Origin of the sequence: Streptomyces sp. NPDC058664 (genome assembly GCF_042716635.1) — a bacterium.
Classification (GTDB): Bacteria; Actinomycetota; Actinomycetes; order Streptomycetales; family Streptomycetaceae; genus Streptomyces.
In genome coordinates this window covers 1-20339 of record NZ_JBHXRW010000008.1, presented here as the reverse complement: position 1 = coordinate 20339, position 20339 = coordinate 1, and the positions used below count along the sequence as shown (strand labels likewise).

20 protein-coding genes and 1 pseudogene are annotated in these 20339 nt (G+C 72.8%); 3 read left to right on the top strand and 18 right to left on the bottom strand.

Annotation, left to right across the window (positions count from 1 at the left end):
* Nucleotides 1-27: 27 nt before the first annotated feature.
* The 8 genes from ACFWUY_RS09020 to ACFWUY_RS08985 form a co-directional block, all read right to left on the bottom strand.
* Nucleotides 28-780 carry a hypothetical protein gene (locus tag ACFWUY_RS09020; protein WP_384104075.1) on the bottom strand — a complete coding sequence of 251 codons (753 nt, stop codon included), beginning with the start codon at nt 778-780 and terminating at the stop codon, nt 28-30.
* A gap of 99 nt (nt 781-879) precedes the next feature.
* The gene (locus ACFWUY_RS09015) at nt 880-1605 is read right to left on the bottom strand and encodes a Crp/Fnr family transcriptional regulator (protein WP_384104070.1); all 726 of its coding nucleotides are present in this window, start codon (nt 1603-1605) and stop codon (nt 880-882) included.
* A gap of 650 nt (nt 1606-2255) precedes the next feature.
* Nucleotides 2256-4790 (bottom strand): polynucleotide kinase-phosphatase, encoded by a 2535-nt coding sequence (locus tag ACFWUY_RS09010; protein WP_384104063.1) that lies wholly within the window; start codon nt 4788-4790, stop codon nt 2256-2258.
* Nucleotides 4787-6268, bottom strand: a complete 1482-nt coding sequence (locus tag ACFWUY_RS09005) for a 3' terminal RNA ribose 2'-O-methyltransferase Hen1 (protein ID WP_384104057.1) — start codon at nt 6266-6268, stop codon at nt 4787-4789. The genes ACFWUY_RS09010 and ACFWUY_RS09005 overlap by 4 nt, the downstream gene beginning before the upstream one ends.
* A 62-nt stretch (nt 6269-6330) precedes the next feature.
* Entirely contained in the window at nt 6331-7101 is a 771-nt protein-coding gene (locus ACFWUY_RS09000; protein ID WP_384104054.1) for an alpha-ketoglutarate-dependent dioxygenase AlkB, read from the bottom strand.
* Nucleotides 7073-8314, bottom strand: a complete 1242-nt coding sequence (locus ACFWUY_RS08995) for a hypothetical protein (RefSeq protein ID WP_384104051.1) — start codon at nt 8312-8314, stop codon at nt 7073-7075. Before ACFWUY_RS08995 ends, ACFWUY_RS09000 begins: the two co-directional genes overlap by 29 nt.
* A gap of 97 nt (nt 8315-8411) precedes the next feature.
* Nucleotides 8412-9326 (bottom strand): homocysteine S-methyltransferase, encoded by a 915-nt coding sequence (mmuM, locus tag ACFWUY_RS08990; RefSeq protein ID WP_384104047.1) that lies wholly within the window; start codon nt 9324-9326, stop codon nt 8412-8414.
* A gap of 13 nt (nt 9327-9339) precedes the next feature.
* Complete coding sequence (locus tag ACFWUY_RS08985) at nt 9340-10263, bottom strand: LLM class F420-dependent oxidoreductase (protein WP_384104044.1); 924 nt, start codon at nt 10261-10263, stop codon at nt 9340-9342.
* Nucleotides 10264-10535: 272 nt separating this feature from the next.
* Here ACFWUY_RS08985 and ACFWUY_RS08980 point away from each other — a divergent pair, with 272 nt between their 5' ends.
* Nucleotides 10536-10745 (top strand): hypothetical protein, encoded by a 210-nt coding sequence (locus ACFWUY_RS08980; protein WP_384104041.1) that lies wholly within the window; start codon nt 10536-10538, stop codon nt 10743-10745.
* A 101-nt stretch (nt 10746-10846) separates the two neighbouring features.
* On the opposite strand, the gene ACFWUY_RS08975 is transcribed toward ACFWUY_RS08980, so the two are convergent.
* From ACFWUY_RS08975 to ACFWUY_RS08945, 7 genes are all read right to left on the bottom strand, one after another.
* Nucleotides 10847-11332, bottom strand: a complete 486-nt coding sequence (locus ACFWUY_RS08975) for a DUF6099 family protein (protein ID WP_384104038.1) — start codon at nt 11330-11332, stop codon at nt 10847-10849.
* A 127-nt stretch (nt 11333-11459) separates the two neighbouring features.
* Nucleotides 11460-11852, bottom strand: coding sequence for a nucleotide pyrophosphohydrolase (locus ACFWUY_RS08970; protein ID WP_384104035.1), 393 nt, complete (start codon nt 11850-11852; stop codon nt 11460-11462).
* On the bottom strand, nt 11849-13243 hold the full coding sequence (locus tag ACFWUY_RS08965; RefSeq protein WP_384104032.1) for an ATP-binding protein: 1395 nt from the start codon (nt 13241-13243) through the stop codon (nt 11849-11851). The genes ACFWUY_RS08970 and ACFWUY_RS08965 overlap by 4 nt, the downstream gene beginning before the upstream one ends.
* Before the next feature lie 55 nt (nt 13244-13298).
* Nucleotides 13299-13730, bottom strand: coding sequence for a cell division protein SepF (locus ACFWUY_RS08960; RefSeq protein ID WP_384104030.1), 432 nt, complete (start codon nt 13728-13730; stop codon nt 13299-13301).
* Nucleotides 13731-13870: 140 nt separating this feature from the next.
* Nucleotides 13871-14983 carry a hypothetical protein gene (locus ACFWUY_RS08955; RefSeq protein ID WP_384104027.1) on the bottom strand — a complete coding sequence of 371 codons (1113 nt, stop codon included), beginning with the start codon at nt 14981-14983 and terminating at the stop codon, nt 13871-13873.
* 171 nt (nt 14984-15154) lie between these two features.
* Nucleotides 15155-16426, bottom strand: coding sequence for a cation:proton antiporter (locus tag ACFWUY_RS08950; protein ID WP_384104024.1), 1272 nt, complete (start codon nt 16424-16426; stop codon nt 15155-15157).
* Between the two features lie 7 nt (nt 16427-16433).
* Entirely contained in the window at nt 16434-16904 is a 471-nt protein-coding gene (locus ACFWUY_RS08945) for a cation:proton antiporter regulatory subunit (protein WP_384104021.1), read from the bottom strand.
* A gap of 245 nt (nt 16905-17149) precedes the next feature.
* On the opposite strand from ACFWUY_RS08945, the pseudogene ACFWUY_RS08940 reads away from it, so the two are divergent.
* Both ACFWUY_RS08940 and ACFWUY_RS08935 read left to right on the top strand, forming a co-directional pair.
* A pseudogene (locus ACFWUY_RS08940) lies at nt 17150-17262 on the top strand (4'-phosphopantetheinyl transferase); the annotation flags it as partial.
* 24 nt (nt 17263-17286) lie between these two features.
* The gene (locus tag ACFWUY_RS08935; protein ID WP_384104018.1) at nt 17287-17562 is read left to right on the top strand and encodes a hypothetical protein; all 276 of its coding nucleotides are present in this window, start codon (nt 17287-17289) and stop codon (nt 17560-17562) included.
* 136 nt (nt 17563-17698) lie between these two features.
* On the opposite strand, the gene ACFWUY_RS08930 is transcribed toward ACFWUY_RS08935, so the two are convergent.
* The 3 genes from ACFWUY_RS08930 to ACFWUY_RS08920 all read right to left on the bottom strand — a co-directional run bounded on the left by ACFWUY_RS08930 (nt 17699) and on the right by ACFWUY_RS08920 (nt 20336).
* Complete coding sequence (locus ACFWUY_RS08930) at nt 17699-18427, bottom strand: DUF4097 domain-containing protein (protein ID WP_384104016.1); 729 nt, start codon at nt 18425-18427, stop codon at nt 17699-17701.
* Between the two features lie 263 nt (nt 18428-18690).
* Nucleotides 18691-19890, bottom strand: coding sequence for a PLP-dependent aminotransferase family protein (locus tag ACFWUY_RS08925; RefSeq protein ID WP_384104013.1), 1200 nt, complete (start codon nt 19888-19890; stop codon nt 18691-18693).
* 134 nt (nt 19891-20024) lie between these two features.
* Nucleotides 20025-20336 carry an SCO5918 family protein gene (locus ACFWUY_RS08920; protein WP_384104466.1) on the bottom strand — a complete coding sequence of 104 codons (312 nt, stop codon included), beginning with the start codon at nt 20334-20336 and terminating at the stop codon, nt 20025-20027.
* Nucleotides 20337-20339: the final 3 nt, after the last annotated feature.

The following is a 20339-nucleotide window of genomic DNA, read 5'->3' as shown; positions in this document are numbered from 1 at the left end:
TCTCTCTCTGGGCCCCCCCCGTCGTTTTCACTCGGGTCCCCCCCCCCGCGGGGGGGGGGGGGGCCCCCCCCCCCCCCCCCCCCCAACGCCGGTCCGTGACCCCCCTGCCGGCCGCGCCCCCGGCACCGGCGCCGCCTCCCCCTCGGGCCCCACGAGCGGCGGCGCGGGTCTGCGCGGTACGTGGAACCAGGCGGCCTCGTCGGTCTCCTTGGACCGGATGCGGGCCTGCCGGTAGTGGTCCGGCTCGACGTACCGCCCGCCCTCGGCGACCACGTTCACGTACAGCCAGTCGGAGACGACGACGAGCAGGTCGACCTCGGGGTTCTCGTCCATGGTCCGCTTGGCCGGGGGGCTGTCGCAGAGCCGGGCGGCGAGGTCGACCGCCCGCCCGACGAGCCCGTGCCGGTCCTGGACCACGAGCCCCGCGTTCATGCCGATCCGCAGCCGCAGCGGCCGCGTCCGGCCCTTGTTGTGGGCGCGCAGGCTCTCGTACAGGGTGTCGATCCACCGTCCGACCATGAGGGTCGGCGGCACGTCGGGGCGCAGGGCGGCGAGGATGCCGTCCCCCCGGTCCTCCTGGTGGAAGGTGCCGGGCTCGACGCCGACGGAGCTGTACGCGTCGTCGAACGCGGCGTACATCGCCGCGCGCTGGAGTCTCTTCTCGTCCATGTCCAGGGTCCCGGACCCGCAGATGTCGCCGAAGACGACGAACCGGTGGATGCCGCCCGCTGCTTCCGGTGCCTCTCCGCCCACTTCCCCGTTCACTCCCGCAGTGCTCACTCGGACTCCCTGTGTGCTGCCCCGGTGCCGTCGGTGCCGTTGGTGCCGTGGTGGTGCGTGTCCAGACTGGCCGCGTTCCGCGACCGGCGATGTAGCCGTTTACACACCCGGTGGAGATTCGTCCGCCGGGTCTCCGCCGGGGCGCGCGCGCCCCTCCGCGAGCAGCACCAGGACCCGCATGTCGATGACGACGACGGTGCGGTGCGCGGTGCGGACCACGTCCTGTTCCCGCAGCAGGCGCAGCGCCTTGGCGACCGCCTCCCGGGTGGCTCCGACGGCTGCCGCCAGGTCGTGCTGGGGCAGCGGAAGTTCGAGTACGGTCCCGGTGTCCCCCCGCCGTCCGGCGCGCTCGGCCAGCTCGACGAGCCGGGCCGCGAGGCGCTGGAGGACGGTCTCGGACGCGAGCGCGCGACGTTCGACGTCGGCGCTCCGCAGCCGGGTGGCGAGCTGGCGCATGATCAGCGCCGTGGCGTGCGGCCGGGCGGCGAGGAAGCCCCGGAACCGGTCGCCGGAGATGGCCACCGCCTCGACCGTGCCGAGGGCCGTGACGCTGGCGCTGCGCGGGCGCCGGTCGACGGCGGCGAGGTCGCCGACGACCTCGCCGGCGCCCCGGAGGGCGAGGATGAGCCGCGATCCCCGCTCGGTGCCGACGGAGACGACGGACCAGCCGGTGAGGAGCGCCAGGACGAAGGCGCTGGTGTCGCGTTCACGGATCATCACCTCCCCTGGTTCGTAGACGCGCCGGGCGCCCTCGGCGAGCAGGGACCGCCGGTCGGCCGCCGGGAGGGCGTGGAGGAAGGAGCGGTCCTGGCCGAAGAGACTCACCGCCCGCTCACCCCCGTACCGTCCTCGGGCCCTCCGGGGAAGACCGCCCACCGGTGGTCGCCCGGCGTGTTCACGTGTGCGTCGGTGCCTCATGTGCCGTGCTCAGTAACATTGTTGACACTGTGTCACGTCGTGGGGTGAAGAACGCTAGAGGGTGCGGAAGAAACGCGTCAACGGGCACGGGGGGCGCAGGGGAGCGCCGTCCCCGGCACCTCTGCGCCCCCCGTCGGGGCCATGCGCCGCCCGTGCGGAAACGGGTCGAACACCGCGCGGAACATCGGTGAAGCGATACGAAGACCTTGCGAAGACCCGCGAAGCGGCACGAGGGTCCCCGAAGCCCCCACGGAGCCCTCGCGAAGACCCGCGGGGCCCGGACCGGGGTCGACACGGAGGCCCCCGGCCGAGGCGTCGAGCGGAGCCGACCGGAGCAGCCGACCGGGGCCGTCACATGGGAGCGGGGCCCGGGCAGAGCTCCCGGACCCCGTCGAGGGCGACACGCGGACCCCGGCCGAGGCCTCACGCAGGCCCGCCCGGGGCCGTCATGGAAGCCCCGCCCGGGCCTCGCGAGGCCCGGGCGGGGTCGACACGCGCGCCCCGGAGAGAGCCTCATGGCGGCGGCGGCCCTGCCTCGGAACTCGGAAGCTCGGGGCTCAGAGCCTCGGGTCCACCGGTTCCGATTCCAGCGCGAGGACCGCGAAGACGGCCTCGTGGACCCGCCAGAGCGGTTCCCCGTCCGCGAGGCGGTCGAGCGCTTCGAGGCCGAGCGCGTACTCGCGCAGGGCCAGCGACCGCTTGTGGCCGAGGAAGCGCTGCCGCAGCCGCTCCAGGTTCTCCGGCCGGGTGTACTCGGGGCCGTAGATGATCCGGAGGTACTCCCGGCCGCGCACCTTCACGCCCGGCTGGGCGAGCCGGCCCTTGGCGTCGCGGACCAGCGCGGCGAGCGGCTTGACGACCATGCCCTCGCCGCCCGCGCCGGTCATTTCCAGCCACCAGTCGACGCCCGCGCGGACGGAGGCCTCGTCGCCGGTGTCGACGACGAGCCGGCGGGTGACCTGGAGCAGCCCGGTCGGGTCGTGCTCCACGAGCCGGTCGAGCCAGGCCAGCTGCTCGTCGTGGGGGACGGCGGCGAGCGAGCGTCCGGTCGCCGCGAGCAGCTGGAAGGGGGCGAACCGCACACCCTCCAGGCCTTCGGTCGGCCAGCAGTACCTGCGGTACGCCTCGGTGAACGCGGCCGCGTCCGCCGCCCGCTCCCGCTGCTTGGCGAGCAGCCCGTCGATCCCGTCGACCCCGCGTGCCACCGCCCGTTCGAGGGCGGTGACGGCGCCCGGGAGGACGGCACCGGAGGCGGCGCCGACCGCCGCGTACTGCTGGCGGAGCAGCCCGGCCGACTTGAGCGACCACGGCATCAGCTCGCCGTCGAACAGCAGCCAGTCGGCCCCGAACTCGTCCCAGAGTCCGGCGGCGCCGATCGCGGTCCGCAGCCGGCCGAGGACCTCCTCGGTGACGGCCGCGTCGTCGAAGAAAGGCCGTCCGGTGCGGGTGTACAGCGCACCGGTCACCCCTTCGCCGTCCACGCCGAAGTGCTCGCGGGCGGCCTCGGCGTCCCGGCAGACCAGGGCCACGGCCCGGGAGCCCATGTGCTTCTCCTCGCACACGACCCGTTCGACGCCGTCGGCCCGGTACTGGGCGAAGGCCTCGGCCGGGTGCTCCAGGTAGCCGTCCTCCTTCGATGTGGCGGTCGGTGCCATCGTCGGCGGCAGGTAGGCGAGCAGCCGCGGGTCGACCGCGAACCGGCTCATGACCTCCAGGGCGGCCGCGGCGTTCTCCTCCCGTACGGCGACGTTGCCGTGCTGCCGGGTCTCGACGGTCCGCCGGCCGTGGACGTCGGCCAGGTCCAGGGGGCGTCCCTGGTGCCCGCCGGGCGCCTCGGTCGCGAGCGGCCGGGCCGGCTCGTACCAGACGCGCTCGGCCGGTACGTCGACGAGTTCGCGCTCCGGCCAGCGCAGCGCGGTCATCTTCCCGCCGAAGACGGCTCCGGTGTCGAGGCAGATGGTGTTGTTGATCCAGGAGGTGTTGGGCACGGGCGTGTGTCCGTAGACGACGGTGGCCCGTCCCCGGTACTCCTCCGCCCACGGGTAGCGCACCGGAAGCCCGAACTCGTCGGTCTCGCCGGTGGTGTCCCCGTAGAGCGCGTGCGAGCGCACCCGGCCCGACGTGCGGCCGTGGTACTTCTCCGGCAGTCCGGCGTGGCAGACGACGAGGCCGCCGCCGTCGAGCACGTAGTGGCTGACGAGGCCGTCGATGAACCGTCCGACCTCGGCCCGGAACTCCTCGCTCTCGTGCCCCAGCTGCTCGATCGTCTCGGCGAGGCCGTGCGTCTCCTGTACCTTGCGGCCCTTGAGCCAGCGGCCCAGCTTGTTCTCGTGGTTGCCGGGGACGCACAGGGCGTCGCCCGCGGCGACCATTCCCATCACCCGGCGCAGGACGCCCGGCGAGTCGGGTCCCCGGTCGACGAGGTCGCCGACGAAGACCGCCGTACGCCCCTCGGGGTGGTGCCCGTCGACGTATCCGAGCTTCGCGAGCAGGGTCTCCAGCTCGGAGCGGCAGCCGTGGATGTCACCGATGATGTCGAAGGGTCCGGCGAGGTGACGCAGGTCGTTGAAGCGGCGCTCCAGGACGACTTCGGCGTCCTCGACCTCCTCGACGGACCGCAGGACGTGCACCTTGCGGAAGCCCTCGCGCTCCAGGCCCCGCAGCGAACGGCGCAGCTCGCGGCGGTGGCGCTGGATGACGTGCGCGGGCATGTCCGCGCGGTCGGGGCGTGCGGCGTTCCGGTCGCGGCACACGTCCTCGGGCAGGTCGAGGACGATCGCGATGGGCAGCACGTCGTACGACCTGGCCAGCTGGACGAGCCGGCGCCGGGCCTCCTGCTGCACGTTGGTGGCGTCGACGACGGCGAGGCGTCCCGCCGCGAGGCGCTTGCCGACGATGTAGTGGAGGACGTCGAAGGCGTCCCGGCTCGCGGACTGGTCGTTCTCGTCGTCGGCGACGAGCCCCCGGCAGAAGTCGGAGGAGACGATCTCGGTCGGCTTGAAGTGGCGTCGGGCGAAGGTGGACTTGCCGGAGCCGGTGGCGCCGACGAGCACCACGAGGGACAGATCGGTGACGGGGAGCGTACGGGTCATGCCGCGACCTCCTTCGGGGTCTCGTCGATGCGGGTGGCGTCGGTACGGGTGAAGACGGCCATCTGGGTGGGCGGTCCGACCTCGGGGTCGTCGGGGCCGACGGGGGTGAACCCGACGTCGTACCCGTACCGCCCGGCCACCGAGGCCGCCCAGTCCCGGAACTCCTCGCGGGTCCACTCGAAGCGGTGGTCGCGGTGCCGGACGTGTCCGGCCGGGAGCGATTCCCAGCGCACGTTGTACTCGACGTTCGGCGTGGTCACGAGGACCGTACGCGGCCGGGCCGAGCCGAACACCGCGTACTCCAGGGCCGGCAGCCTCGGCAGGTCCAGGTGCTCGACGACCTCGCTGAGCACGGCCGCGTCGTAGCCGGTCAGCCGCTTGTCGGTGTACGCGAGCGAGCCCTGCACCAGCTTCACGCGGGCCGCCTGCCGCTCCCCCATCCGGTCGAGCCGCAGCCGGCGCGCGGCGACGGTCAGGGCGCGGACGGACACGTCGACACCGACGATCTCGGTGAACCGGACGTCCTTGAGCAGGGCCTGCACCAGCTGGCCCTGGCCGCAGCCCAGATCGAGGACACGGCTCGCGTCCGCCGCGGTCAGGGCGGCGAGGATCGCCTCCCTCCGCTGCTCGGCCAGCGGCACCGGCCGCTCCTCCGTGTCGGTCGACTCGTCGACGGCGTTGTCGACGTCGTCGACGTCCAGGCCCTCGGCCTCGGCGAGCCGCACCAGTTCGAGGCGCTCCGTCGCCTCACGGGCCAGGCCCCAGCGGCGGGAGAGGTAGCGTGCGGTGATCAGCTTCCGCTCGGGATGACCGGCGAGCCAGCCGTCACCGGCGCGCAGCAGCTTGTCGACCTCGTCGGGCGCGATCCAGTAGTGCTTGGCGTCGTCGAGGACCGGCAGCAGGACGTACAGGTGGTTGAGGGCGTCCGCGAGCCGCAGCTCGCCCTCCAGGACCAGCCGTACGTAACGGGAGTCGCCCCACTCGGGGAACTCCGCGTCCAGCGTCACCGGCTCGACGTCCACCGTGTCCCAGCCCAGCGGCCCGAACAGCGCGCGCACCAGCTCGGCGCCGCCCCGCGCGGGCAGCGCGGGGACCTCGACGCGCAGCGGCAGCGGCGCGGCGGCCCGCTCGGGCATCGCCTGGCACACGCCGTGCAGCGCCGTCTTGAAGACCTTGGCGAGCGCGACGGCGAGCAGCGAGGAGGCCGCGTAGGGCCGGTCGTTCACGTACTGGGCGAGCGCGGAGTCCGGGGCGCCGCCCCGTCCCTTGCCCTTGCCGCGACGCACCAGCGCCACGGGGTCCACCTCCAGGAGGAGCGCAGCCGTGCACCGCTCGGCGCTCGCCTCGGGGTAGAGGACGTGCGCGGTGCCGTGGGACGTACTGGCCGAGAACGCCCTGTCGGGATGCTTGTGGAGGAGGAACCCCAGGTCAGTGGCGGGGTTCTGGTCGTTGCCGGTGGTGGAGATCGTCAGGAACACGTGCTGAGTATGGGCAGGTGCGGTCCCATGGCGGTACTGGATTTACCCGGGGCGGCAGCCCCTCAGACGGGCGGTATCAGATCGCTCTCGCTGATGGTGTACGTCAGCGGGGGATAGACGAAGTCCGTTTCCCTGTTCTCGCGGCCTCGCAGTCGGTAGAACTCGCGCCTCTGATCGTCGTCGGCCGACATGAGGCGCGCACCCTGCGGGAGGTACGCCTGTCCGTCGCGAAACCGGACGAAGGTCTTCGACGTCCGAAAGGTCACACCCAGCCATTGGTTGTCCGCCGCCCGGGCGGGCGCCTCCAGCACGATCTTGTGCCTGAGTCGCCGATTCGAGTCGACGGAGAACGCGACGACGCTGTTGTGGGCGAGGGGGATCCCGAACTTCTCACCATCGCCCCCCTTCGATTCGAAGATCAGCTTTCTCGGCGGGCCCGCTTCGGGATGCTCGTAGCAGGAGAAGACGGCGATGAATGACTCGTCGGCCAGATCGAGGGCCTGGTCGGAATGGCTGCCCATGGTCGTGTAAGCGTTCGTGTAGCTCTCGATGAGAGCGTTGTTGAAGCCGACCGAGAACGCCGCACGTTCTTGGATCCGTTGCGCCAGCCGTTCGTGCACCGCCCGGAAACGCTGCGTCGGACTGCCGTATCGGGTGGTGGTGCGTACGAGAGGCACACCACCCGCCTCGTCGACCTTGGTGAGCGTGGCACCTCGCCGGCCTTTCCCCACGTCCTCCAGACGAGCCGACGCGGAAAGCTCCTCATAGAGATCGTCCTCGGCCGGCAAAGCGTACGAGAGGATCTCAGCCGAGATCGTGGACTCGGGGGGCAAGATAGTCTCCTGTGTTCATGCTGAAGAGGAATTCGTCGCCGTAGTCGATGAAGGACGAGGTCCTGTTCTCCTCGGCGTACAGCCCGCGCAGCTCGTCCATGCCGGCCGGCGTGGGCGGCTCCAGCTTCACCAGGTCCCCGGCCACTTCGAGGAACGTGTGGCCGTTCTTGTGGACGGCTTCGGTGCTCGAACAGCGCACCACGTACCCCAGGCGGGTCGGGAGCAGTTCGGCGTCCAACCCCGAGGGCCGAACCTCGTGCGTGTACAGGCGGTTGGTGGACAGCGGCATGAAGAACACGGAGCCGGGATGAAGGGTCAGGGTGAACTGCGGGGGGAGCGCGACCCCGTCGTGTTCTTCGACCGGCTCCTTGAGGCGGAAGTGGAGTCTGGTCAGCCCGCTGACACCCTTCACACCGTGGTCGAAGGCGTCTTCGGCCAGGGGCTGCAGCTTGTCGAGCCCGTCGTAGAAGGTGCAGAAGGCCATGATGCCGTTGGCGGGCATGTCCTTGGTCTTGTCGGCATGGGCCGAGATCCTGGCCTTGGACTGCTTGCGCTCGGCCGTGGCAAGGGTGTTGTGGTAGATCTGGGCGAGGACGTGATTCAGCGGTGCCTGGTTCCGGAAGACGGCGGCGGCCTCGCGGTTCAGAGCCTCGACGATGTGCGTGTCGGTCGGGCGGAAGCTCTCGGTCGGCCCCGAGAAGTTCGTGGAGCACCGGAGCAGACGGAAACGCAGTTCGTCACCGTTTCGCGTGACGGGCGTCAGATAGATTCCGCTGCGATGGGCTGTTCCGGGCTTGGTGGACTCCGTCAGGGACTGGAACGCGTGCTCCGCACGGATCCGTCCGAAGTGATCGTCGCCGGGTTCGAAGAAGCGGCGGTAGTACACGCCGACGCCGTGGACGCGGAGGGGAACCCGGCCGAGGCCGACGAGGGTCCAGCTCTCGTCGACGTCCCCGTGGTAGCCGTGCGACAGCTCCCGTACGACGAACACCCGTGCAGCCGAACGCAGTTGACGGCCGCTGATCCCGGATATGTCACCACACAGGTAGACGTCCTTCTGTGCGAGGTCGGGCGGACCTGAAGCAAGGTCCTCCGGAGTGATCGTGGACCCGAAGAAGTCCCTGATCACGTCATCGTCCTGCACCGTCGAAGGCGCGACCAGGATGTTGTCCGCATCCTCGATGCGGGCTTCTGCCGGCTCTGTCGTACGCATCAAGCGGTACCTGTCCTTCACAGATCTTGATGAATTGCTCGAACTTCCACAGCTCGCCCGACGCGTCGGCGGGCCCCGGTGGCGCGGGCCCCTGTGCTCAGCCCCGTCCGCCAGTGGTCAGGGAGGACGCCAGGGCGGCGATCGTGGGCGGGCCCACCCGGCAGCAGCCGCCGACGAGCCGGGCACCGGCCGCGGCCCAGCCGGTGGCGCGGGCCGGGTCGAAGGCCACGTCCCCGTGCCAGCCCCGCCCCCGCGCGTCCCACCGCTCGCCGCTGTTGGGGTAGACCACGACCGGCTTCCCGGTCACGGCGGCGGCGAGTTCCACGGCGGGCCCGGCCTCCGCCGGGTCGCAGCAGTTGACCCCGACCGCGACGACCCGCTCGTTCCCTGCGGCGACGGCGAAGGCCTCCGCCAGGTCCTGTCCGGCCCGGGTCCGCCCGCCCTCGACCGTGTACGAGAGCCACACGGGCACCCCGCACCCCTCGGCCGCCCGCAGCAGCGCCTCCGCCTCCTCCGCGTCCGGAACCGTCTCCAGGGCGAGCACGTCCGGCTCCGCCGCGGCGAACACCTCGATCCGGGGCCGGTGGAACGCCTCGAGTTCCCGCACGGACAGCCCGTACCGTCCCCGGTACTCGCTCCCGTCCGCGAGCATCGCGCCGTACGGCCCCACGGAAGCGGCCACCCAGACCTCCTGCGGTACGCCCCGCGCCGCCGCCCTGGCGAGCTCCACGCTCCGCGCGAGGAGCCCGGCCGCCTCGTCCCGGCCCACGCCCCGCCGGGCGAAGCCCTCGAAGGTGGCCTGGTAGCCGGAGGTGATGAGGACCCGGGCCCCGGACCGTACGTACGCCGCGTGGGCCGCCTCGATCTGCTCGGGGGCGTCGGCGAGGAGCCGCGCGGACCAGAGCGCGTCCGAGAGGTCGCAGCCCTGCTCCTCCAGCTGGTTGGACAGCCCGCCGTCGAGGACGAGGACGTCCGTCCCGAGGGCCTCGGCGAGCGTACGCACCGGCTTCACCGGAGTGCTCCTCTCATCCCAGTTGCGTCTGGACCCGTGCGGAGATCAGCTCCAGGTGGTCCAGGTCGTCCAGGTCCAGGACCTGGAGGTAGACCCGGGACGAGCCGATGTCCGCGTACCGCCCGAGCTTCTCGACGACTTCTGCGGGCGAGCCCGCCAGGCCGTTCGCCTTCAGCTCGTCGACGTCCCGCCCGATGGCGGCGGCCCGGCGGGCCACCTCGGCGTCGTCCTTGCCGACACAGACCACCAACGCGTTGGAGTACACCAGGTCGTCGGGCGCCCGCCCGGCGGCCTCGGCCGCGGCCCGGACCCTGCCGAACTGCCGCTCGCTGTCCTCCAGGGAGGCGAAGGGGATGTTGAACTCGTCCGCGTACCGCGCGGCCAGGCGGGGCGTGCGGCTCGCGCCGTGCCCGCCGATCAGTACCGGGATCCGGTCCTGGGCCGGCTTGGGCAGCGCGGGAGAGTCGGTGAGCCGGTAGAACTCCCCCTCGTAGCTGAAGGTCTTGCCGACCTCGGTCTCCCACAGTCCGGTGACGATCGCCAGCTGCTCCTCCAGCCGACCGAACTTCTCCTTCGGGAACGGAATGCCGTAGGCCTTGTGCTCCTCCTCGAACCAGCCCGCGCCGAGGCCGAGTTCGACCCGCCCGCCGGACATCCGGTCGACCTGGGCGACCTGGATGGCGAGAACGCCGGGGAGCCGGAAGGTGCCGGCGGTCATCAGTGTGCCGAGACGGATCCGCTTGGTCTCCCGGGCGAGCCCGGCCAGGGTGATCCAGGCATCCGTCGGTCCGGGCAGTCCGTCGCCCGATCCCATGCTCAGATAATGGTCGGACCGGAAGAAGGCGTCGAACCCCAGCTCCTCGGTGGCCCGCGCCACCGCGAGGAGAGTGTCGTAGTCGGCCCCCTGCTGGGGCTCGGTGAAGATACGAAGATCCATGCTCCCATCCTGCACCGTCAGGTGCGTGTCGACCTCTTCGTCGGCCTTTCCGTCAGTCTCCGTGTCAGTCCCTTGATCGGCCCGGCTCGGTCGGGTGAACATCCGGCCCCTGGCGGGCCGCGTCCGCCGTGGCCAGTGACCGTGGCCGGGCGCCTGTCGTTGGCTCGGACGGAGCCGGACCGCCCGGCCCGCGTGCCGGCGGCCGCTGCCGGCGCGCCGCTCTCTCTCGTGACCCCGTCCTCGGCGACGGGGTCCGGGCCGAGGAGGCCGCCATGTCCCAGGAAGCCGCGCCGGAACGGGCCGTACCCGAGCAGCAGCCGCTGCCGCAGTCCGTACCGGAGCAGAAGGGCACGGGTGCGCCCAAGGGCCTGCTCCAGCAGATGGAGGAGCTGATGGCGGCGCTCTCCGCCGACCTCTCCCAGCTGGACGCCGACCTCCAGTCCGGCTCCGGCCGCCCCGGGAAGGACCAGGAGGACCACTAGGGCCAGGAGGCCCGGTGCGGGCAGGCCGGTTCCGAGCAGGTCGGTTCCGAGCGGCGCGCCCTCCAGGAGTTCCGCCTTCCCGGCCGGCCGGTGTGCGGCGCTCACCACCGGCCCCGCCCCGGGCCCGCGCGGCCTCGGGCGGCGTCGGGCGGGCGGGCCCGCTCTCCGTCACGGACGGCGAGGCGACGCAGCATCCCGCGCACCCGGTCGCTGGACTCGTCGACGGCGTCGATGGCCTCGATGCACTGCCAGTAGAGCCCCTCCTCGTCGGTGGCGCAGGCCACGCCGACCAGCGCGATGCCCACCTCCCCGAGCAGCTCCCCCAGCAGGGTCAACGCCCCGCCCGGGTCCGCCACTTCGGCCAACTGGGCCGCACGCGGCCCACCGGCGCCCCACGCCGGGTACTCCTCGGTCTCGCTCAGCCCCCGCGCCTCGCCACGCAGTTCCTGCGGTCCGCAGAGCGCGAGATGATTCCCTATCGCCTGCGCGAGCGCCTGGGCCTGCCAGGCCTCCGCCACGATGTCCTGTGCCGTTCCGCTCTCGGCCAGCGCGTGCCGGCCAAGCGCGATGAGTCGCTCCGCTTCCATCAACGCCGCCCCCGTTCGTACGACTTATCCGCCCACTCAGTCCACTACCCAGAGTGAGGCCGCCTGAGCCGCGTCACCAGGGGAATTCGGAAATCTGTGGACAGGAGGCTCGATGAGGAAAAGTCGATCACTCCGAAGAGTGACGATCTCCGGTCGAACCCCCGCCCTCGCCCCCTTCACCCCGCCTCCGGACGGGAAATCGGACCTCGTTCCTGTCGATCTTCGACGCGAGCGCGGCCAGTGGATCGACGCCGAGCACCCCGCAGAACTGGAGCAGATAGGCGAGGACGTCGGCGACCTCGTCGGCGACCCGGTGCGCCGAGTCGGGGTCCTCCATCACCCGCTCCGCCTGCTCGGGCGTCAACCACTGGAAGATCTCCAGGAGTTCGGCGGCCTCCACGCTGAGGGCCGCCGCCAGGTTCTTGGGCGTGTGGTAGGGCTGCCAGTCCCTGGCGGCCGCGAACTCGGCCAGCCTGCGCTGCAGTCCCGCTACGTCGTTGCCGTTGTCGTTGTCGGTCACGCGCCCAGGTCTACCACCGTCACCCCGGGCGTCCGGCGGGCCTCGTCCGCCGTCCTGTCGCCGACCGTCCCCGCGACCCTGACGTGTCCGTCGGCGGCGATGCCCGTGGCGAGCCCGAGCAGTTCGCTCACCTGTCGCCCGTCGAGCCCGCGGTCGAGGCCGTCGGCGAGCAGCGTCAGGGACTGCATGGCGTCGGGCACCTCGGCGATCCGGTCCATCGCCAGCACCCCCGGGCCGGTGAGCAGGGTGAGCGCGAGCGCCAGGTAGCGCAGTTCCCCGTCTCCCAGGCGGCCGAGCGGGGTCGCGGGCCGGCTCCCTCGTTCGAGGACCGCGCGGACCGTCCCCTCCGGGAGCTCCTGCACCCCGAGCCCGGTGACGGGGCCCGCGCAGCCCGCGCCCGCCACGGACGCGAGGCGGTGGTGGCGGCGCGGGCAGCCGGTGTGGGTGCGGTGCAGGACCTCGGCGAGGTTGCCGCAGCCGCGCCACAGCCGCCCCTCGCCCGGGAGGACGGGGGCCCGCATCCGCTCGGGCCGCGGGTCGCAGGCGAAGGCGGACCGCAGTCCGATGACCACCTGTTCGGCCGCGGCCAGGACCTCCAGCTGGCCCGGGGTCTTCCCGGCGACCCGCAGCGGCAGCAGAGCCGTACCGAGGAGGTCGTCGGGGAGCGGCGCCCGGGTGACGGGGGTGGATCCTGCCGTGTGCCACTCGGCCTGGACGGTGGGGCGGCCGGGGTCGCGCAGCGCGGTGGCGAGCAGGGTGCGGCCCCGGCCGGTGAGGCGCTCGCCGACGATACGGAGCCGGGGTTCGGCCTGGACGGCGAGGTCCAGGTGGACGGGGCCTTCCGGTCCGTCGACCGTGCACCCGATGCGGAAGCCGCGCCGGCCCTGGGCGTCGGGCCTGGCCCGTTCGGGAACGCAGTCGGCGGCGTCGGGGAACACCTCCCCGAGCGGGTCGCCCGCGCCGAGCCGGGCCAGCGCCTCGTACGCCCTCAGGGTGGTGGACTTGCCGCTTCCGCTGGGTCCCGCGAAGAGGGTGACCGGCCCCAGCGGGTGCACGGCGGCGCGGTGTCCGGCGAAGGCGGACAGGCGGAGCTCGGTGACGGCCGGGCGGGCGCGGAACCGCCCGCCGCCCCCGTCGGGCGCCCCGCCCGCCGCCCGCCGTCCGGGCCCGCCCCGCGGCCGGTTCTCCGAAGCGGCCGGACCCCGCGCCTCGGGGACGGAGGCGAGCGGGCCGGGAGCGAGCGGGCCGGAGGTACCGGCTCGGGCAGGGGCCGTACCGGGAGCGAGCCCTCGGGCGGTCGCCCTGTCCGAGGGGATTCCACGGGTGGGGGCGCCGGGGGAAGGGACGACGGTGGAGGAGTGGTCGCGCGTGAAGCCGCCGGTGAGGTCCATGCCCGGACCGTACGCAGTCCACTCCCTGACGAACCGTTACGTCCAGATGACCTTCCTACGATCGGGGGACGCCGGCCGTCCTGCCGCCGGCGGCGCCCTCCTCGTCCTCGCCCTCCGCGCCCTCGACCTCCGTACCGGCCGGGGCGAGGAGGAAGACGTTCCGGTCGACGCGGTGCATCACGCTGCCGAGGCCGAAGACGACACCGCTGCTGAAGTCGAGGATGCGCTTGGCGACCTCGGTGTCGGCGCTCGTCAGGTCGAGGAGCACCGGGATCTGGGCGAGGAGGTACTCGGCGACCTCGCGGGCGTCGGCGAACACCTGGACGCGGAGCACGACCATACGGCGCTGCTCGGCGGATTCGTACTGCTCGGGAATCGTGCGGTGGTCGACCCTGGACGGCCATTCGTCACGGCCGCGCAGGGGCACGACCTGGGCGAGGCCCTCCCACTGCTCGTCGGTGACGTCGTACCTCTCGTACCTACTCATGCCCCCATCCTCCCGCCCCTCACCCGTTCGGCCCAACAGCGACACGAGGTGTCGCCCGGTTGGCGGAGCCCGGCACGGTCCGAAGGGCGGGCCCGAGAGCCCCCTGACGCCCAGGACACCCCTCGGAGCCCGAGGCCGTTCTATCGCCCCATGGCGTGGATCTGCGGCGTCGGGGCGGGACGGGCCCGGGACAGTTTCGCGGCCGTGCCGCGGGCCGTTTCGAAGGCGGCGACCGGGTTCCCGTCCTTGCGCCAGGGCCGGGCTCCGCACCACGGCCCGATCAGGCGGAACTGTTCCAGGGCGGCCGCGTACATCATCGACCGGAGCATGTAGGAGGCCAGCAGGTGGCGCAGGGCCGGCAGACGCTCGTCGTCGGGTGCGACCTGGGCGAACGAGGCGGCGACCTGCTTCAGCAGACGCCTCGTCATGGGCGTGGCGGGCAGCGCGACGGCGGCGGGCCGGTCGGTGAGTTCGTTCAGCGCGTGCAGGTAGATCCCGGCGAGCGGGCTGCCGGCCGGGGCCTTGCGGACCGCCTGGCGGGCGAACCGCATCATCCGCCGGTCGCTGCCGAACCACTTGGCGCACCAGTACTGGAGGGCCTGCCAGTGCCCCTCGTAGTGGTGGGGCGCGCGGGCGGTGAGCTCCTCCCAGAGCGGTTTGAACTGCGCGCGACCGTACTGCGCTCCGCGCGCCGCCGTGATCATGACGACCCAGGGGCCCGGGTTCGCGGGGTCGAGCAGCGCGGCCTGCCGGGCCTCCTCGATCGCGGCCGGGAGCATGGCGCGGAAGCGGTTCATGTCCGAGGTCATGACCTCGTGGGCGTAACCGCTGCCCCGGATCTCCCAAGCGCGATGGACCATGATGCTCGCGTGCAGGGTTGCCGCGTCGCAGTTCCCCGGCTCGGCGGCACGCCAGGCGTCGAGCCAGGCGTCGTCCTCATGAGCGACCTGCTGGAGGAGTTCGAGGCGGGCCCAGCGCTCGTCCCAGTCCTCGCCCGCCGCCCGGACGAACCGCTCGGCAGCCCTCCAGTCCCCTTCCCACGCGGCGTGGGCGACGGCCTGCCGCCTCTCCGTCCGGTGGGCCGGCGGGGGCGGTCCTGCCCGCTCCGGGTCGAGCTGCCCACGGGGCGGAAGCCCGTAGTCCGTCGCCGTGAAGTGCTCCGCGACCCAGCCGTCGACACGGCCGGGGGTGATGAAGAGGCGGTGGAGCACGAGGAGGAACACGCCGAGTACGACGGCGAGGGAGATGGTCACGGCGGGAAATCATTCCCGAACCGGCCACTCCCTGCAATGTTCAGGCCAATGATGAGGCCAGGTCGGAGCAGTGGGCACGAGTCCATGCCCCTTGGTCGACTCGGTGACGGCGAGCGGCAACCGGCGACCGGCGAGCCGCGCGCCGGTCGCGCCGCCGGTCACGCCGCTCCGTCAGACGCGGTCGGAGGCCGCCTCGGACGCCGAGGTCTCCGCCGCCGTCCCCGGCACCGCCGTCCCTGACGCCGTGACCGCCGCGGACGGCAGGGGCTCGGACGACAGGGGCTTCGCGCGGCGCCGGGTGAGGCGGGCGGCGACGGGCTCGGTGAAGCGGGCCGTCAGCGGGCCGACGACCACCAGGATCAGGACGTACGCGGTGGCGAACGGCCCCAGTTGCGGCTGCACCCCCGCGGTGACGGCGAGTCCCGCGATGACGATGGAGAACTCGCCGCGCGCCACCAGGGCGCCGCCGGCCCGCCACCGCCCCTTGACCCCGATCCCGGCGCGGCGCGCCGCCCAGTACCCGGTGGCGATCTTCGTCAGTGCCGTGACGACGGCCAGGGCGAGCGCCGGAAGGATCACCGGCGGAATGCTGGCGGGGTCGGTGTGCAGACCGAAGAAGACGAAGAAGACCGCGGCGAACAGGTCACGCAGCGGGCTCAGCAGCGTGTGGGCGCCGTCGGCGACCTCACCCGACAGGGCGATGCCGACGAGGAACGCCCCGACCGCCGCGGAGACCTGGAGCTGCTGGGCGACGCCGGCGACGAGCAGCGTGAGGCCGAGGACGACGAGGAGCAGTTTCTCCGGGTCGTCACTGGAGACGAAACGGGAGATCAGACGCCCGTAGCGGACGGCGACGAACAGGACGGCGCCGGCCACGCCCAGGGCGATGGCGAGCGTCGCGCTGCCGGCCGCGAGGCCGACGCCGGCGAGGAGGGCCGTGATGATGGGCAGGTAGACGGCCATGGCGAGGTCTTCGAGCACCAGGATGCTGAGGATGACCGGCGTCTCGCGGTTACCCAGGCGCCCGAGGTCGCCGAGGACCTTGGCGATGACGCCGGAGGAGGAGATCCAGGTGACGCCCGCCAGGACGACGGCGGCGACCGGCCCCCAGCCGAGCAGCAGCGCCGCGGCGGCGCCCGGGAGGGCGTTGAGGGCGCAGTCGACGAGCCCGGCGGGGTACTGGGTCCTGAGGTTGGAGACGAGATCGCTCGCGGTGTACTCCAGGCCGAGCATCAGGAGCAGGAGTATCACCCCGATCTCGGCGCCGATGGCGACGAACTCCTCGCTGGCGCCGAGCGGCAGGAGGCCGCCGTTGCCGAAGGCGAGCCCGGCCAGGAGGTAGAGGGGTATCGGGGAGAACCGGAACCGGCCGGCGAGGCGTCCGAGGAGACCGAGGCCGAGGATGATGGCGCCGAACTCGATCAGGAAGACCGCGGAATGCACGCCGCCCTCACTCCCGACCGAGGATCGTGGCGGCCGCGTCGACGCCCTCGCGGGTGCCGATGACGATGAGGGTGTCGCCACCGGCGAGCCTGAAGGCGGGCGTCGGGGACGGTATCGCCCCGGAGCGGCGGAGTACGGCGACGACGGAGGCGCCCGCCTCGGTACGCATCCGGGTCTCCCCGAGGACGCGCCCGTTCCAGTACGAGTGGGCGGAGAGCTCGACGCGTTCGGCGACGAGCCCCAGGTCGGTGGTGTGCAGCACGCTGGGGCTGTGGTGGGCGGGCAGCAGCGCGTCGATCAGCGAGGTCGTCTCGGCCTCGGTGAGGTGCAGCGACTGCGCGCAGGCGTCGGGCTCGTCGGCCCGGTACACGTTCACCGTGCGGGTCCCGTCGCGGTGCGCGATGACCGACAGCTGGCGGTGCTCCCGGGTGGTGAGGTCGTACTGGACTCCGATGCCGGGCAGGGGTGTCGTTCGCATCCGTGGAGCAGGCACGGGCCCGTCCTCTCCTGTCGTTCGTCGGTGATGAGGATGGTGGTGATGGTGGGGCGTGGCGGATCCATGGTGTCATCCGTCCGGAACCGCCGAGCGGACCGTGGGTGGTCCGGGATCCCGCCTCGGCCCCCGACGCGGGCGGGACGCGCGTCGACCCCGTTCGGTGAAAGCCGGAGAGCCGGAGAGCCGGGGGAGGGGAGGCCGAAGAGGCCGCCGCCGTCGCCCGCGCCCTGCCGAAACGGCGGCGGGAGTACGCCGCCGTCCGCATGTGCGCGCGGCGGGCGATGAGCGCGCTCGGCGTGGCCGTAGTGGCGCTCGTGCCGGAAGACGCGGCGCTCCGCGGTGGCCCGCCGGTCTCGTGGGGAGCATGGCCCACTGCGCCGGATACCGCGCGGCCGTCGTCGGCCGGGTCTCCGGCCACCACGGGCTCGGCATCGGCGCGGGGACGTTCACCGCGTACGTCGGCGTCCCGGACGACGGTCCGGACGACGGTCCGGACGACGGTCCGGACGACGGTCCGGACGACGGTCCGGACGACGGTCCGGACGACGGTCCGGACGACGGTCCGGACGACGACCGTCCGAAGGTGCTCGAGGGGCGCCGGCTCTGCCGCGACGGGCTCGTCGTGACGGACTCGTCGTGACGGCCGTCGCCCTCCGGCGCGCACAGCTGGTGGCAGGGCGCGGCAGCGCTCGGGCGGCCCGGCAGCGCTCGGACGGCGGGGCAGCGGTCGTGCGGTGGCGGGAGCGGGCGGGACGGCGGGGCGGAGACCGCCCGGTTCAGCTGTTCCTGACGGTGATGTCGCCGTTGCTGGTGCGCACGTCGAGTTCGTACTCGCCGGCCGGGTCGCTGGGCACGTCGATCGACCGGTCACCGTTGTCGGAGTCGACGGTCATCTTGTAGCCGGCCCGCGGGACGGTGAGGGTGACATCGCCGTTGGAGGTCTCGGCACGGACGTGGGCCGGGGTGTCCGGGGCCAGGTCGATCCCGCCGTTGGAGGTCTCGGCCACGATCCGGTCGCCCTTGATGCCGGTGCCGTGGATCCGGCCGTTGCTGGTCCGCACCCGCACGGTGCCGGTGACCCCGCTCATCTCGACGCGGCCCGAACTGGTCCTCACATCGACCGAACCGACCTGGGCGAGGCGGATCGCTCCGCTGGAGACCTCCCCGCTGACCGGGATGCCGGCCGGCACGTCGACGGTGTAGTCGACCGAGCAGCGGTTGCCGCAGCCGCCGAGGATCAGCACGCCGTTCTCGATCCGGTGGGTGGCGCCCTCGGGCCGTTCGCCCCGGAACTCGACCTCGCGGTGCAGCGTCAGGGCGCCGCCCTTGACCCCGTTGACGGTGACACCGCCCGAGCCGTTGTCGAGGCGCACCGAGGTGATCCTGCCGGAGAGGGTGCTGTCGTCCTCGTAGGTCTCCCCCTGCACGAGCCCGCAGGAGGCGAGCGAGCCGACGGCGACGCCGGACACGGCGAAGATCCCGAGGCCGCGGAGCAACTGACGCATGAGGGTCCCTCAGTTCTGGAGAGCGGCCCGAACGGGCACGGGGAGCAGGCCGGTCCGGGCCCCTCGTGGGCCCGGCGCTCCGCGACGCTATCGCCCCTGCGACGACAGCGGCCATGGGGCAGACCCCCGGGTCACGGCACGGGCTGGCCTTACCCCCGGGCGGTGACCGGAGCGGTTAGGACTGCGACCGGAGCGGTGACCGGGGCGGTACGGCGGGCCGCTGACGGTACGGAGACCGCCGGGATCGGGGGCCGGCTCGGATGCTACGCGGCAGCGCCCCTCAGCCCGAACGCCCCGGCCAGCCGGCGGAGGCCCTCGCGGATCTCCTCGGGAGAGTGCGTGGTGAACGACAGCCGCAGCGACGCCGGATCCGGTGTGCCCGCGAAGAACGGCGCCCCCGGCACGTACGCCACGTCGTGCTTGATCGCGACGGACAGCAGCTCCGTCGCGTCGAGCCCCTCGGGGAGCCGTGCCCAGACGAACATGCCGCCGTCGGGGTGGTTCCAGTCGCTCCCGGCCGGCAGGGCTCCGGGCAGGCCGTCGAGCAGCGCGTCACGGCGCTCGCGGTAGGCGGAACGTACGACCGCGAGGTGCGCCGCGAGGTCGCGGTCACGCAGGTAACGGGCTGCCGCGGCCTGGTCGATGGTGGAGGTGTGCAGGTCCGCCGACTGCTTGGCGATCACGCAGGCCCGGCGCAGCCGCTCGGGCGCCCGCAGGTAGCCCAGCCGCATCCCGGGCGCCATGATCTTGGAGAAGCTGCCGAGGAGGACGGTCCGGTCCGCCACGGCCGGCTCCGAGGAGATCCAGGGCACTTCCTCACCGCTGTAGCGGAGTTCGCCGTACGGGTCGTCCTCGATGATCCAGAAGCCGTGCCGTTCGGCCGTCTCGGCGACCGAGCGGCGGCGCTCCGCGGACATCGTCCGGCCGGTCGGGTTCTGGAAGGTCGGAATGACGTACAGCAGCTTCGGGCGCTCCCGGACGACGATCTCCTCCAGGGCCGCCGGGTCGATCCCCCGGTCGTCCGTGGGCACCGCCACGATCCGCGCGCCCGCGAGCGAGAGGGACTGGAGGGCGGCCAGGTAGCAGGGGTCCTCGACCAGGACCACGTCGCCGGGCTCCACCAGCGTGGTGGTCAGCAGCGTGAGCGCCTGCTGTGATCCGGTGGTGACGAGGAGGTCGTCGGCCCCGGTGGGGAGGCCGCGCGCGGTCAGCCGGGCGGCGGTGAGGGACCGCAGCTCGGGATCGCCCTCGCTGGTGGAGTACTGCAGCGCCCGCTCCGCGCTCTCGGCCAGTACCCGGTCGTAGGCGGCCCTGATGCCCTCGGCGTCGAACAGCTCGGGGGCCGGCAGACCTCCGGCGAACGAGATGACCTCGGGGCGCGAGGTGAGAGCCAGGATGTCGCGTACGGGCGACGAACCGACCGAGGTCGCACGGGCGGCGAGAGGGAGCTCAACAGGGGTCATGCCCGCAGCGTAGTAGAGCGCCTCGCGGTGGAGAACGGCTCCGGACGCAACTCGATCTCCCTCGTTATCAAGGGAGATGACCCCGGCCCTGCCGGACGCGCGGGCGTCCGGCGGGACGCCCGCGCGAACCTCCGTCAGACGGCCGCGGGAGCGCCGAGCAGTGCGGACGCGTGGCGGATCGGGTCGAGGGCGCGCGGGGGCGCGACGCTCCGGGGCAGGTCGCGGCAGGTGAATCCGAGCTTGGCCATGGCCCGCATGACCTCGTCGGCGCTGAAGTCGCGGCGGTCCTGGCGGGTGATGACCTGGCCGACCTGCTTGGCGGGGTAGGTGCGGCGGCCGATGATCACGGACGCACCGGTGACCTCCTCGGGCTTGACGCCCTTCATGGAGTCCAGGACGCCGCTCTTGGTGAGGTCGAAGGGGAAGCGGGCGATGACACAGCGCACGAT